The organism is Sulfitobacter donghicola DSW-25 = KCTC 12864 = JCM 14565, assembly GCF_000622405.1.
GTDB lineage: Bacteria > Pseudomonadota > Alphaproteobacteria > Rhodobacterales > Rhodobacteraceae > Sulfitobacter > Sulfitobacter donghicola.
In genome coordinates, this window is record NZ_JASF01000005.1 from 1,307,057 (window position 1) to 1,319,217 (window position 12,161).

Here is a 12,161-nt window from a genome sequence, read left to right on the forward strand (position 1 = left end):
CATAAGCATTTTGATGAATTGTCGTAAATCAGGACCATCTATGTCTGTACTTGTGAATTCGCTGAAAACTGTTGCTCTTGCTGCTGGCCTAACTGCGCTTGGCACATCTGCCTTTGCTGAGGACAAGTTCAAGGCGGTCACAACATTCACCGTGATTGCAGATATGGCCCGCAACGTGGCTGGTGATGCTGCGATTGTGGAGAGCATCACCAAACCGGGTGCGGAAATTCACGGATACTCGCCCACGCCGCGTGACATCATTCGTGCGCAGGATGCTGATCTGATCCTTTGGAACGGCCTGAACCTTGAGTTGTGGTTTGAGCAGTTCCTGTCCAATCTGCGCGATGTGCCCTCAGCAACGCTGACCGATGGTATCGAGCCAATGAGCATTACCGAGGGTGAATATGACGGCAAACCAAACCCACATGCATGGATGGGGCTAAACAACGCGCTGGTCTATGTGGATAACATCCGCGATGCGTTTGTTCAGAATGATCCGGACAATGCAGACATCTACCGTGCAAATGCCGAGACTTATAAGACCGAGATCACCGCCGCCATTGCCCCGTTGCGCGACGCGGTGATTGAGGTGCCAGAACAACAGCGCTGGCTGGCGACTTGCGAAGGGGCCTTTAGCTATCTGATCCGCGACTTTCAAATGAAGGAACTTTACCTCTGGCCGATGAATGCCGACCAGCAAGGGACACCCCAGCAGGTGCGCCGCGTGATTGATACCGTGCGCGAAAATGACATTCCTGCAGTGTTTTGTGAATCGACCGTTAGCCAAGCCCCAGCGCAACAGGTTGCGCGGGAAACGGGTGCTGAATACGGCGGGGTTCTGTATGTCGACAGCTTGACCGAGGCGGATGGCAAAGTGCCAACCTATCTGGACCTGCTGCGCGTTACCTCGGAAACAATCGTCAAAGGCCTCACTGAATGAGCACAGGCATCTCAGCGCAAGACGTCACCGTCACCTACCGCAATGGCCACACGGCCCTGCGCAATGCCACGTTTGAGGTGCCCACCGGAACAATCACCGCCCTTGTCGGAGTGAACGGCGCAGGAAAATCGACCCTATTCAAGGCAATTATGGGTTTTGTACCCGCCGCCAAAGGGCAGATCACGGTGATGGGCGTTCCCGTGAAAGAGGCGCTAAAGCGCAACATCGTCGCTTATGTCCCCCAGTCCGAAGAGGTGGATTGGTCCTTTCCTGTTCTTGTCGAAGACGTGGTGATGATGGGCCGTTATGGCCACATGGGTTTTTTCCGACGCCCTAGCAAAACCGATCATGCCGCCGTGACCGACGCGCTGGAACGGGTGAACATGATCGACTTTCGTCACCGCCAGATTGGCGAGCTGTCCGGCGGCCAGCGCAAACGCGTCTTTCTGGCACGCGCCTTGGCACAAGAGGGTCAGGTGATCCTGTTGGATGAACCTTTTACCGGTGTAGACGTTCAGACCGAAGAACAAATCATCGAGTTGCTAAAGGCGATGCGTGACGAAGGCCGCGTGATGCTGGTTTCGACACATAACCTTGGCTCGGTGCCCGAGTTTTGCGATCGCACCGTTTTGGTCAAAGAAACCGTGCTGGCCTATGGCACAACCGAAGAGACATTTACCCACGACAACCTCGAGCTCGCCTTTGGCGGTGTCCTGCGCCACTTTGTCCTGAGCGGTTCTGATCTGCATGACGATGATGATGCGCGCTCGATCCGCGTGATTTCAGACGATGAACGCCCGTTTGTTGTGTACGGTCACGAAGAGCGGAAAGAGGACGCCGAGTAATGGAAACCCTGCTGCTTCCCTTTAGCTATGGCTATATGTTCAACGCTATGTGGGTAAGCGCATTGGTCGGAGGTGTCTGCGCCTTTTTATCCTCCTATCTGATGCTCAAAGGGTGGTCGCTGATCGGTGACGCGTTGAGCCATTCCATCGTACCGGGCGTTGCTGGCGCCTACATGCTCGGCCTGCCCTTTGCCTTGGGCGCATTCGCAGCGGGCGGTTTGGCAGCGGGTGCAATGCTATTTCTGAACCAGCGATCAGGCCTTAAGGAAGATACCATCATCGGTCTGATCTTTACCTCATTCTTTGGGCTAGGCCTTTTTATGGTTTCGCTATCCCCAACTTCGGTGAGCGTTCAGACAATCACCATGGGCAGCATTTTGGCCATTTCCCCGTCAGATACGGTCCAGTTGGCCATCATCGGCTTTGTGACACTGGCCGTGCTGCTGGTGAAATGGAAAGACCTGATGGTAACCTTTTTTGATGAGAACCATGCGCGTTCCATCGGGTTAAAGCCTGACCTGCTGAAGGTTGTGTTCTTTATGCTGTTGTCGGCCTCATGCGTTGCCGCCCTCCAAACCGTTGGCGCGTTTTTGGTGATCGCGATGGTCGTAACGCCAGGTGCTACCGCCTATTTGATAACGGACCGCTTCCCACGCCTACTGATCGCCAGCGTTGCGATTGGAGCGGGGACATCCTTTTTCGGCGCCTACCTCAGCTTTTTTGTAGATGGGGCAACGGGGGGCATCATCGTGAGCTTGCAAACGGTGATCTTCCTGATCGCCTTTGTTTTCGCGCCAAAGCATGGGTACCTCGCAGCACGACGCAAGGCACGTGAGGCGTTGATGGCATGATCGAAACCTTGCTTCAGCCGTTTCAGTTCGCGTTTATGCAAAACGCCTTTGTCATGGTTTTGATCATTGCCGTGCCGACCAGTTTGTTGTCGTGTTATTTGGTCCTCAAGGGGTGGTCGCTCATGGGGGATGCGATCAGCCATGCTGTTTTACCCGGTGTTGTGGCGGCCTATATGTTAGGCCTACCCCTCATCATCGGAGCCTTTGTGGCAGGCATGTTCTGCGCTTTAGCAACTGGTTTTCTGTCAGAGAACAGCCGCGTAAAGCAAGACACCGTTATGGGCATCGTGTTTTCAGGCATGTTCGGTTTTGGCATCGTTATGTACACGAAAGTTTCTACCGATGTTCACCTAGACCATATTTTGTTTGGTAACATGTTGGGTGTGGGGTCCAGTGATCTTTGGACCGCTGGCCTGATCGCATTATTTGTCGGCGCAATCGTGATCGCAAAACGGCGCGATCTGATGCTGCATGCCTTTGATCCTGTCCAAGCACAGGCTGTCGGTCTGCGCGTTGGCTGGCTGCACTATGGGCTGTTGGCGCTGATCTCGCTCACCATTGTTGCGACATTGTCTGCCGTTGGAATTATCCTGTCTATTGGCCTGCTCATCGCGCCAGGTGCTATCGCATTCCTGCTGACCCAGCAGTTTGCCCGCATGTTGCCGATCGCGGTAGGCGTGACCATGCTCTCAGGCTTTTTAGGGGTCTATGCCAGCTTTTATCTGGATAGCGCACCGGCGCCGACGATCATATTAATCCTCACCGCAATTTTCATCGCGGCGTTTATCAAATCAAACATCAACACTCGCCGCGCAACAACTTAAGAGTTGGCTGCGATGTCGTCAGCAATCGCCTGTTTATAGAGCGCGCGAATACGCTCGGTCACGGGTTGCTCACCGTTGCCAATGGATTTTCCATCGATTTCTGAAACCAGCGTCTGCGCCCCAAAGGTGCCTGTCAAAAACGCCTCATCAGCGCCGTAGGTTTCGTATAGCGAGTAGTTCTTTTCAAACACTGGAATGCCATCTGCACGGCACAGGTCGATGACCTTTTGGCGGGTGACGCCGTTCATGCAGTAATCACCGGTCGAGGTCCAAACCTCTCCTCGGCGGACGATGAAAAAATTGCAGGCGTTTGTCGTGTTCACAAACCCATGCGGGTCCAGCATCAGCCCCTCGTCCGCGCCTGCCTGTTCCGCCTGCAAACAAGCGATCACACAGTTCAGTTTGGAATGGCTGTTGAATTTGGCATCCTGTGACATCGGTAGGCCACGAACCTGCGGCACAGTCGCAAGACGAATACCCTGCGAGCTGAGCTTTTCGACAGGTTTGGAATGCTCCATGATGATCACCAACGTCGGGCCGCTTTGGGAGAGCGACGGGTGTTGAAACGGTTTTACCTTCACACCACGGGTTAACATCAGTCGGCAGTGCACATCGGTGTGCATGTTGTTCGCCTCTGCCGTCATGCGCATGGCTTCGGCAATGCCATCCTTATCCATGCCAACGTCCAAAGACACCGCTTTGCAAGAGTTAAAGAACCGATCCATATGTTCGTCAAAGAACGCCCAGACCCCATCATAGAGCCGCATTCCTTCCCACATACCGTCACCCAGCATAAAGCCGCTGTCATAAACCGAGACGGTGGCCTCTGCGCGCGGCTTTAGCTCTCCGTTGACGTAGATCAGGATGTCTTGGTTGCGAAGATCTTCATCGGCTTCATGGGTTGTGGTCATACAATCACGTCCTGCGCGTCCTGCTCACCCAGATTGAAAACACGTTTGTAGCGTTCAATCTCTTCCTGTGGGCCCATCGCTTTGCTTGGGTTATCAGACAGTTTCACGGTAGGCGATCCATTTGCACTGACCGCTTTGCAGACCAAGCTAAACGGCGCTAACGCGTCTTCGGGGACAAGCCCACGGAAATCATTAGTCAGCAACGTACCCCAGCCAAAGGAGACAGCTGTTTTTCCCGCGAACTGATTATGTAGTTCTTTGATCTTTGCCACGTCCAAACCGTCGCTAAAGATGACCCGCTTTTTGCGCGGATCTTCGCCCCGAGATTTCCACCAATCAATGGCTTGTTGCGCAGCGGTAGCCGGATCACCGCTATCGATCCGGATTCCTGTCCAACCAGCCAGCCAATCTGGTGCATTATCCAAGAACCCTTGCGAACCGTAGGTGTCAGGCAAAATGATCCGTAGATTTCCTTCGTGTTCGTCGTGCCAATCCTGAAGAACGTCATAGGGGGCCTGAAACAGCGCCTTGTCGTCTTTGGCTAGAGCTGCGTAAACCATCGGCAATTCATGGGCATTTGTACCGATTGCTTCCAATTCTCGCTTCATCGCGATTTTGCAGTTTGAAGTGCCTGTAAATTTACGCCCCAGACCTTCGTTCATCGCCTGAACGCACCAGTCCTGCCAAAGATAGCTATGGCGGCGGCGGGTACCAAAATCGGCAATGGAAAGGTCAGGCACATCGCGCAGCGCTTCCACCTTTTCCCAAACGCGGGTCATCGCACGCGCGTAAAGAACCTGTAGTTCAAACTTTTCCATGCCATTCATAGCAGCGCGCCCACGAAGCTCCATCAGAATGGCTAGGGCGGGAATTTCCCACAGCATAACTTCGTGCCACTTGCCCTCAAACGTTAGTTCATATTGGTCGCCCTTGCGTTCCAATTGGTAGGGCGGCAGGCGCAGATTTTCGAACCACTCCATGAAATCCGGCCGAAACATCTGCCGCTTTCCATAAAATGTGTTCCCGCGCAGCCACGTCGATTCACCACGGCTCAGCGACAGAGAGCGCACATGATCCAATTGTTCGCGCAACTCTCCCTCATCGATAAGATGGGCCAACGGCACATGTTTTGAGCGGTTTATCAGGCTAAAAGTCACCTGTGTGTCTGGCTTATTTCTGAAAATAGACTGACACATCAAAAGCTTATAAAAGTCTGTATCAATCAAAGATCGAACGATTGGATCGATCTTCCATTTGTGGTTCCAGACGCGGGTTGCGATATCTACCATTGGTAAAGGCTCCGTTGGGCCGGTGTTTTGTGGCTTAAGCTGAGAAGGGGGGCAAGTCGTTAGTCCAACGCAACTCCGGCGGCCGTCATGGCCTGTATCGCTTGATCAAGGGATCCATCCATATCAATGGCGCGGCACAGATCGGTTCTCACGCGGGTTTTGAACCCTAATTTCGCCGCATCAACGGCCGAGAAATTTACGCAGTAATCCAGCGCAAGACCAACCAGAGTTACTTCGTCAATGCCACGTGTGCGCAGATAGCCTTCTAGACCGGTTGGAGTCGTTTGGTCATTTTCGAAAAACGCGGAATAGCTGTCGATAGCAGGGTTGTAACCTTTGCGGATAATCAGGTCAGCACGATCGGTATCGAGATCAGGGTGGAAAGCTGCTCCATCGCTTCCTTGAACACAGTGGTCAGGCCAAAGCATCTGGGCGCCATAAGGCATCTGGGTGAGCGTGAACGGATCCGTATCGGCATGGCTGGACGCAAAGGATGAATGCCCTTTCGGGTGCCAATCCTGCGTGAGCAGAACAGCATCAAAATCCCCCATAAGGGCATTGATTCCGCCAACGATTTCGCTACCCCCAGCAACCGCCAAGGCACCGCCTTCGCAAAAATCATTCTGGAGATCGATAACAATTAGGGCGTGCATAGCGCTTCCTTTGCATTTTGGGGCCAAAGTAGGTGCGTTTTTACCCTACTGACCCCTTGCACAACAGCCCCCCAGAGGCGTATTTCGCTAGCATGTATACCATTGCTGCACTCTATCACTTTGCCCGTTTTGATAACCCCGCAGGTTTAAAGCCCGCGCTGTTAAAGCTGTGTCTTGAGAAAGAGATCACCGGAACGCTTTTATTAGCGGCCGAAGGGGTTAACGGAACAATCGCGGGGCCGTCTCAGGCGGCTATCGATGCCATCCTGACGCACCTGCGCGCCCTACCCGGTTGTGCAGATTTAGAGCACAAGATCGCGCATTCCGAGGTTCCTCCGTTTGGGAAAATGAAGGTACGGATCAAACGCGAAATCGTAACGATGGGTCAGCCTGACGTGGACCCGTTGGCAGGGACCGGACATTACGTTGAGGCCGAAGATTGGAATGATCTGATCACGCGCGATGATGTTGCCATCATCGACACGCGCAATGACTACGAAGTTGCCATCGGTACATTCGAGGGTGCAATTGACCCCGAGACCACCAGCTTTGGTGAGTTTCCTGCATGGTGGGAAGCAAACAAACAGAGGTTTCACAACAAGAAGATCGCGATGTTCTGCACCGGTGGCATCCGCTGTGAAAAATCAACCAACTTTCTATTGGGGCAAGGCGTTGAGGATGTTTATCACCTAAAGGGCGGCATCCTGAAATACCTCGAAGAGGTCCCTCAGGAAGAGAGCACGTGGAACGGATCATGCTTTGTTTTCGACAACCGTGTCAGCGTTGAACATGGCCTGAAACCTGGTCCGCATATGCTTTGCTTTGGTTGCCGCCGACCTATCCTGCCTGCCGATGTGGAGCGCGCAGGATATGAAGAAGGCGTGAGCTGCCACAACTGCGTCGACGAGACCTCCGAGAGTGATAAGAACCGGTTTCGGGAACGGCAAAAGCAAATAAACTTGGCCAAGCGCCGCAAATGGTAAGACCGATTTAGTCAGCCGTTAACCACCTAATCACGCGTTATCAGTTTCGTAACCCCTACCCCGATATTCCTAGTCTTGGGTGAAATAGAGGTGGTGGATATGAGTGCGCAAGCAAATAGCGCGCCAGTCATCATTAAACGTAAGAAGGTCGTCAAAGGCGGCGGGCACCACGGTGGGGCCTGGAAAGTCGCATATGCGGATTTCGTAACCGCGATGATGGCGTTTTTTATGTTAATGTGGCTGCTGAACGCGACAACAGAACAACAACGTAAAGGTCTGGCGGATTATTTTTCGCCTACTATTCCGATCGTACGGGTATCAGGCGGCGGGAATGGTTCCTTTGGTGGAGACAGCATTTTTTCGGAAATGACTTTGCCTAAAAACGGGACAGGTGCTTCTGCCAATCGGCCAGCATCAGAAAACAAGGCCCGCGGTGCTTCGGGAAATGACCCCTCGGCTGAGGATAGCGGGGAACAGGACCAGGCCTTTGTGAGCCTAGATGCCATGCTGCAAGGGTTTGGCGGTGAATCCTTTGTGATGGAAAACGCATTAGAACACATTGTCACACGGATCACGGATGAAGGGTTAGTCATAGAGGTATTTTCGCGCAATCACGCTGAAATCTTCCAGCAGGGCACTGATGCGCCCACTCAACTGTTGAAAGATATTACTGTCATGATTGCGCAAATCAGTAAGACGGTCACCAATGAAATCGCTGTTGAAGGGCATGTGCATGCACAGCCGCTTGTCTTGAAAGAGAATTCAGTTTGGGATTTATCCCAGAGACGTGCAACGCAGGTGCGGTTGATGATGGAGCAACACAACATAGCCCCCAAACGCATCGCGCGGATAACGGGCCATGCCGACCGAGAACCAGTCGTTCGCAATCCAATGGCGATCAGAAATGACCGTATCGAGATCATCCTGTTGCGCGACACTCCCTGATCAACAGAAATAGAACGCATTTTATCTGTTAGCTCGGCATTAAAAGGTGCCGGGCTATGCCTTCTCCACGAATGGAAAACGGCAGAGCAGAAAGGCGTGTCTAATGACAATCTCATCTTCCTTGAACGCAGGTGTTGCGGGGCTGCAGGCCAACGCAACAAAACTGGCAAGCATTTCGGATAACATCGCGAACTCGTCGACTTTTGGGTATAAAAGGGTTCAAACCGATTTTGAATCAGTAGTGATCTCGGGGAATGGCGAAAATTACACGGCCGGCGGTGTTCGGGCCACAACGGAGCGCGACATCAGCCTAGCTGGGTCGTTGGCAAGTTCATCTAACTCAACCGATCTTGCGGTACGCGGAAACGGTTTTCTGCCGGTTGCACAGCTCACTGACCTAAATGCTGGCACTGGCGAGCCGCAAATGTTGCTGACCTCAACAGGGTCGTTCAACACTGATGAAAACGGATATCTGACGACATCTAGCGGCATCGTCTTGCTGGGCTGGCCTGCGAATCCTGATGGCAGCATTCCCACAAATGCCCGCGATATGTCTACTGAGCTTGAGCCAGTCCAGATCAACGTCAACCAACTAACCGGTGAGCCGACAACCCGAGTGACCTTGGGCGTCAACCTACCGGCTACCGGTACGATTGAAGGGGCGGACGGTGAAGTACTAGAACTTCCAGTGGAGTATTTTGACAATTTAGGTATTTCCGAAAGCATCAATATCAGCTTTACGCCAACGGTCCCAACGGCCGCAGGCTCTCCCGCCTCCAATGAATGGACAATGACGATCACCGATTCGGTCGATCCGACTGTGACCATTGGCGAATACGTTCTGACCTTCGCCGATGATCGAACGTCGGGTGGGACGCTGGCCAGTGTTACCACCGTTTCCGGTGGCGCATATGACGCTGCAACTGGTGATTTGATTGTCAATGTGGCTGGCGGCCCTCTTGAAATCCAAATCGGGGTTGTTGGCCAGAGCGATGCAATGACGCAGTTGGCCGATACCTTTGCGCCAGTGTCGATTACCAAAGATGGCTTCTCGGTTGGCAATATGACCTCCGTTGACGTTGACGGTAACGGTTATGTGCACGCGACATTTGACACCGGTGTTACGCGGACAATCTATCAAGTGCCGCTGGTCGTACTGCCAAACCCTAACGGCATGGTCTCGCTAGATTCTCAAACTTTCCAACCCTCTGTGGATAGTGGTTCCTTCTTCTTGTGGGATGCGGGGGATGGGCCTACCGGGGATATCGTATCTTACGCTCGTGAAGAATCGACCACGGATGTTGCCAATGAGCTGACCTCGATGATCCAAACGCAGCGCGCTTATTCATCCAACGCCAAGGTTATCCAGACCGTCGATGAAATGCTGCAAGAAACCACCAACATCAAACGCTAACACCTTATCACCGGTGAAGTCATAGACACTTTACCGGTGACGCAAGGAGGATTTTATGTCGATTTCCAGCGCAATGAACGCGGCTATCAGTGGGTTACGTGCTACGGCACTTGGCTCCGAGGTTGTTTCAACAAACATCTCGAATGCTCTGACCCCCTCATATGGAGCACGCCAGCTAGATTTGGCATCAATGTCAAACGGAACCGCCGGTGTTTCGATCAATGGCATCAGCCGACGGATGGACGAGGGTATTGTCTCGGATCTTCGAGCTGCAGATGCGGCGATGCAAAACTCGCAGTCCGCTGTGGATTTTTTTACGCAGGTGGAAGACATTGTTGGCTTGGCTGGAGATGAATACGGGCTAAACGGCCGTCTTGCCGCCTTTGAGGAAAGCCTAATAGATGCGGCAAGCCGCCCGGATGTCAGTGAACGGCTTTCCGCCGCAGTGAGTAGTGCCAGCCGCCTTGCCGAAGGCATTAGCGATGCTTCCGCTGAAATCCAAGAAATGCGAACTCGCGCGGATACAATGATCGCTCAAGATGTTGCAACGTTGAATAGCTCCTTGGAGCAGGTCCGGCAGCTAAATGTTCAGATTGCTTCGACAGGTTCTGCGGGAACAAGCGATCCAACTCTTTTCGACCAACGGCAAGAGATCTTGGACACCATCGGCTCGATAGTTCCGATCAATGTTGTCCCCAAAGAAAACGGAGCAGTAACCATTTACTCCGAAGGTGGCGCGATCCTGCTGGATCTGTCCGCTGCTGAATTCGGGTTCGATAAACGCAATCTCGTAACGGAACATCAGACATTAGAAGCTGGCACTTTATCCGGCCTGACCATGAATGGGCAGGACATCAAAACATCTGCATTGGGCGGCGGAAGCCTAAGCGGGTATTTCGATGTTCGGGATGATTTTGGTGTTGAGGCGCAAACCAAGCTAGATGTCATTGCCAGAGATCTGGTCGAGAGATTTCAGGATCCTAGCCTCGACAGCACTTTGAATGTTGGTGATGCAGGCCTATTTACCGATGCTGGTGCAGCCTTCGACCCAGCAAATGAAGTAGGGTTGAGCCGCCGCTTAACACTTAACCAAGCCGTTGATCCCGATGCGGGGGGAGAAACTTGGCGATTACGGGACGGCCTTGGTGCATCAACGGTCGGCGCCGTTGGTGACGCTAGTCTATTGAACAGCTATAGCGATTCCATTGAAGCCTCACGCGTCCCTTCCTCTAGTGGTTTGGGCACGGTGTCAGTCGGTTTTGCCGACTTAATCGCAACCTTCTCTGGCGAACTGGCAACAAGCAGAAGCGTTGCGGAACAGGACCTTTCGTTCACGTCCGCACGACATACTGAACTGACAGAAGTTCAGCTATCACAGGGCGTTGATACTGACCAAGAACTGCAAAACCTGCTTGTTCTAGAGCAAGCATATGCGGCCAATGCCCGTGTAATTCAGGCCGCCAGCGAAATGCTAGATACGTTAATGGGGTTATAAATGACTATTAGTTCACTCGGCGATCTCTCTCAAAGTTATATGGTGCAATCGCGCAGTACTGCTCTCAAACAAGATATTCAGCGCCTCACAACCGAACTTGCTTCTGGCAACCTTGTCGATGTTCGTGAGGCCATTGGTGGGAACACTGCTTATATTAATGACCTTGAACGTAACCTGACCAAATTGGATGGATACGATCTAACAACAGTTGAGGCCGGGCAACTCACCGGCGGTGCACAAGTCGCTCTGGAACAGATCGGCAGTTTGGCAACCTCATTTCGCGACTCGTTGTTGACTGCAAACAACTCTGGAACTTCCGAAGTCCCGGAGAGCCTCATCGCAGAAGCGAACGCCAACCTTGACGGGGTGATTGCTGCGATGAACACAGAAATTGGCGGTCGAAGCATCTTTGCAGGAACAGCAACGAACTCTGCGGCAATAACATCTTCCGAAGACTTGCTTGCGGCTTTGACGACAGCCGTTTCAGGCGCAAGCAGTGTTGATGACATGCTGGTCTTGGCGGAAGCGTGGTTCGACGATCCGGCCGGCTTTGAGAGCACTGCTTATCTTGGTTCGGATCAGTATCTTTCTCCCATCCCGCTTTCCGAGCGGAATGAGGCCAGATTAGATGTACGTGCGGATGATCCGGTTTTCCGCGACACCCTACGAAATATAGCATTGGTAGCGATTTCAAATGATCCGTCCTTGGCCCTTACGCCATCCCAACAGGGCGATCTTATTCAAAAATCCATTGGGCAGGCTTTTACAAACAGTGACGCGATCATCGACATTCAAGCAGAAGTCGGCGTAACGGAAAGCCAAATCGAAAGAGTATCAGTGAGTAACAGCGCCGAACGCACCAGCTTGGAATTAGCCCGTAGTAACCTTCTTTCTGCCGATCCTTTTGAAGCCGCCACAGAACTGGAGCAAGTCCAATTTCAATTGCAAAGCCTATTCACGATCACCTCACGTATGTCACAGCTTTCTTTGGTGAATTTCCTATGAAAACCT

Annotated in this window: 12 protein-coding genes; 9 read left to right on the forward strand and 3 right to left on the reverse strand. The window is 52.7% G+C overall.

Translation table 11 applies throughout. The features are described from left to right. Window positions 1-40 precede the first annotated feature (40 nt). The 4 genes from Z948_RS0107235 to Z948_RS0107250 are packed head-to-tail and all read left to right on the forward strand — an operon-like array spanning window position 41 to window position 3,460. A complete protein-coding gene (locus Z948_RS0107235; protein WP_025058897.1) occupies window positions 41-940 on the forward strand; it encodes a metal ABC transporter substrate-binding protein in 900 nt (299 codons plus the stop codon). Beyond that, on the forward strand, window positions 937-1,785 hold the full coding sequence (locus Z948_RS0107240; RefSeq protein ID WP_025058898.1) for a manganese/iron ABC transporter ATP-binding protein: 849 nt from the start codon (window positions 937-939) through the stop codon (window positions 1,783-1,785). Before Z948_RS0107235 ends, Z948_RS0107240 begins: the two co-directional genes overlap by 4 nt. Continuing rightward, window positions 1,785-2,636: a metal ABC transporter permease gene (locus Z948_RS0107245; RefSeq protein ID WP_025058899.1), complete on the forward strand. Its 852-nt coding sequence runs from the start codon at window positions 1,785-1,787 to the stop codon at window positions 2,634-2,636. The genes Z948_RS0107240 and Z948_RS0107245 overlap by 1 nt, the downstream gene beginning before the upstream one ends. Next, window positions 2,633-3,460, forward strand: a complete 828-nt coding sequence (locus Z948_RS0107250; RefSeq protein ID WP_025058900.1) for a metal ABC transporter permease — start codon at window positions 2,633-2,635, stop codon at window positions 3,458-3,460. The genes Z948_RS0107245 and Z948_RS0107250 overlap by 4 nt, the downstream gene beginning before the upstream one ends. Here Z948_RS0107250 and Z948_RS0107255 read toward each other — a convergent pair. Genes Z948_RS0107255 through pncA form a run of 3 tightly spaced genes read right to left on the reverse strand, consistent with a single transcriptional unit; the run spans window position 3,457 to window position 6,313 of the window. After that, window positions 3,457-4,371, reverse strand: coding sequence for an aminotransferase class IV (locus tag Z948_RS0107255; RefSeq protein ID WP_025058901.1), 915 nt, complete (start codon window positions 4,369-4,371; stop codon window positions 3,457-3,459). The two genes, Z948_RS0107250 and Z948_RS0107255, sit on opposite strands and share 4 nt — an antisense overlap. Beyond that, a complete protein-coding gene (pncB, locus tag Z948_RS0107260) occupies window positions 4,368-5,660 on the reverse strand; it encodes a nicotinate phosphoribosyltransferase (RefSeq protein ID WP_025058902.1) in 1,293 nt (430 codons plus the stop codon). Before pncB ends, Z948_RS0107255 begins: the two co-directional genes overlap by 4 nt. Before the next feature lie 59 nt (window positions 5,661-5,719). After that, the gene (gene pncA / locus Z948_RS0107265; RefSeq protein ID WP_025058903.1) at window positions 5,720-6,313 is read right to left on the reverse strand and encodes a bifunctional nicotinamidase/pyrazinamidase; all 594 of its coding nucleotides are present in this window, start codon (window positions 6,311-6,313) and stop codon (window positions 5,720-5,722) included. Window positions 6,314-6,405: 92 nt separating this feature from the next. On the opposite strand from pncA, the gene trhO reads away from it, so the two are divergent. The 5 genes from trhO to Z948_RS0107290 all read left to right on the forward strand — a co-directional run bounded on the left by trhO (window position 6,406) and on the right by Z948_RS0107290 (window position 12,155). Continuing rightward, a complete protein-coding gene (gene trhO / locus Z948_RS0107270; RefSeq protein WP_025058904.1) occupies window positions 6,406-7,296 on the forward strand; it encodes an oxygen-dependent tRNA uridine(34) hydroxylase TrhO in 891 nt (296 codons plus the stop codon). Window positions 7,297-7,395: 99 nt separating this feature from the next. After that, window positions 7,396-8,241, forward strand: a complete 846-nt coding sequence (locus tag Z948_RS0107275; protein WP_025058905.1) for an OmpA/MotB family protein — start codon at window positions 7,396-7,398, stop codon at window positions 8,239-8,241. A gap of 103 nt (window positions 8,242-8,344) precedes the next feature. After that, window positions 8,345-9,655: a flagellar hook protein FlgE gene (locus Z948_RS0107280; protein ID WP_025058906.1), complete on the forward strand. Its 1,311-nt coding sequence runs from the start codon at window positions 8,345-8,347 to the stop codon at window positions 9,653-9,655. 55 nt (window positions 9,656-9,710) lie between these two features. Then, window positions 9,711-11,150 (forward strand): flagellar hook-associated protein FlgK, encoded by a 1,440-nt coding sequence (gene flgK / locus Z948_RS0107285; protein WP_025058907.1) that lies wholly within the window; start codon window positions 9,711-9,713, stop codon window positions 11,148-11,150. Next, the gene (locus Z948_RS0107290; protein WP_025058908.1) at window positions 11,151-12,155 is read left to right on the forward strand and encodes a flagellin; all 1,005 of its coding nucleotides are present in this window, start codon (window positions 11,151-11,153) and stop codon (window positions 12,153-12,155) included. Window positions 12,156-12,161 lie beyond the last annotated feature (6 nt).

What these genes read in the sequence shown, in the direction of transcription:
- Z948_RS0107275 (WP_025058905.1), top strand. Translation starts at nt 7,396, where the DNA reads ATGAGTGCGCAAGCAAATAGCGCGCCAGTCATCATTAAACGTAAGAAG.
- flgK (WP_025058907.1), top strand. Translation starts at nt 9,711, where the DNA reads ATGTCGATTTCCAGCGCAATGAACGCGGCTATCAGTGGGTTACGTGCT.
- Z948_RS0107255 (WP_025058901.1), bottom strand. Translation starts at nt 4,371, where the DNA reads ATGACCACAACCCATGAAGCCGATGAAGATCTTCGCAACCAAGACATC.
- Z948_RS0107290 (WP_025058908.1), top strand. Translation starts at nt 11,151, where the DNA reads ATGACTATTAGTTCACTCGGCGATCTCTCTCAAAGTTATATGGTGCAA.
- Z948_RS0107245 (WP_025058899.1), top strand. Translation starts at nt 1,785, where the DNA reads ATGGAAACCCTGCTGCTTCCCTTTAGCTATGGCTATATGTTCAACGCT.
- trhO (WP_025058904.1), top strand. Translation starts at nt 6,406, where the DNA reads ATGTATACCATTGCTGCACTCTATCACTTTGCCCGTTTTGATAACCCC.
- Z948_RS0107280 (WP_025058906.1), top strand. Translation starts at nt 8,345, where the DNA reads ATGACAATCTCATCTTCCTTGAACGCAGGTGTTGCGGGGCTGCAGGCC.
- Z948_RS0107240 (WP_025058898.1), top strand. Translation starts at nt 937, where the DNA reads ATGAGCACAGGCATCTCAGCGCAAGACGTCACCGTCACCTACCGCAAT.
- Z948_RS0107250 (WP_025058900.1), top strand. Translation starts at nt 2,633, where the DNA reads ATGATCGAAACCTTGCTTCAGCCGTTTCAGTTCGCGTTTATGCAAAAC.
- pncA (WP_025058903.1), bottom strand. Translation starts at nt 6,313, where the DNA reads ATGCACGCCCTAATTGTTATCGATCTCCAGAATGATTTTTGCGAAGGC.
- pncB (WP_025058902.1), bottom strand. Translation starts at nt 5,660, where the DNA reads ATGGTAGATATCGCAACCCGCGTCTGGAACCACAAATGGAAGATCGAT.
- Z948_RS0107235 (WP_025058897.1), top strand. Translation starts at nt 41, where the DNA reads ATGTCTGTACTTGTGAATTCGCTGAAAACTGTTGCTCTTGCTGCTGGC.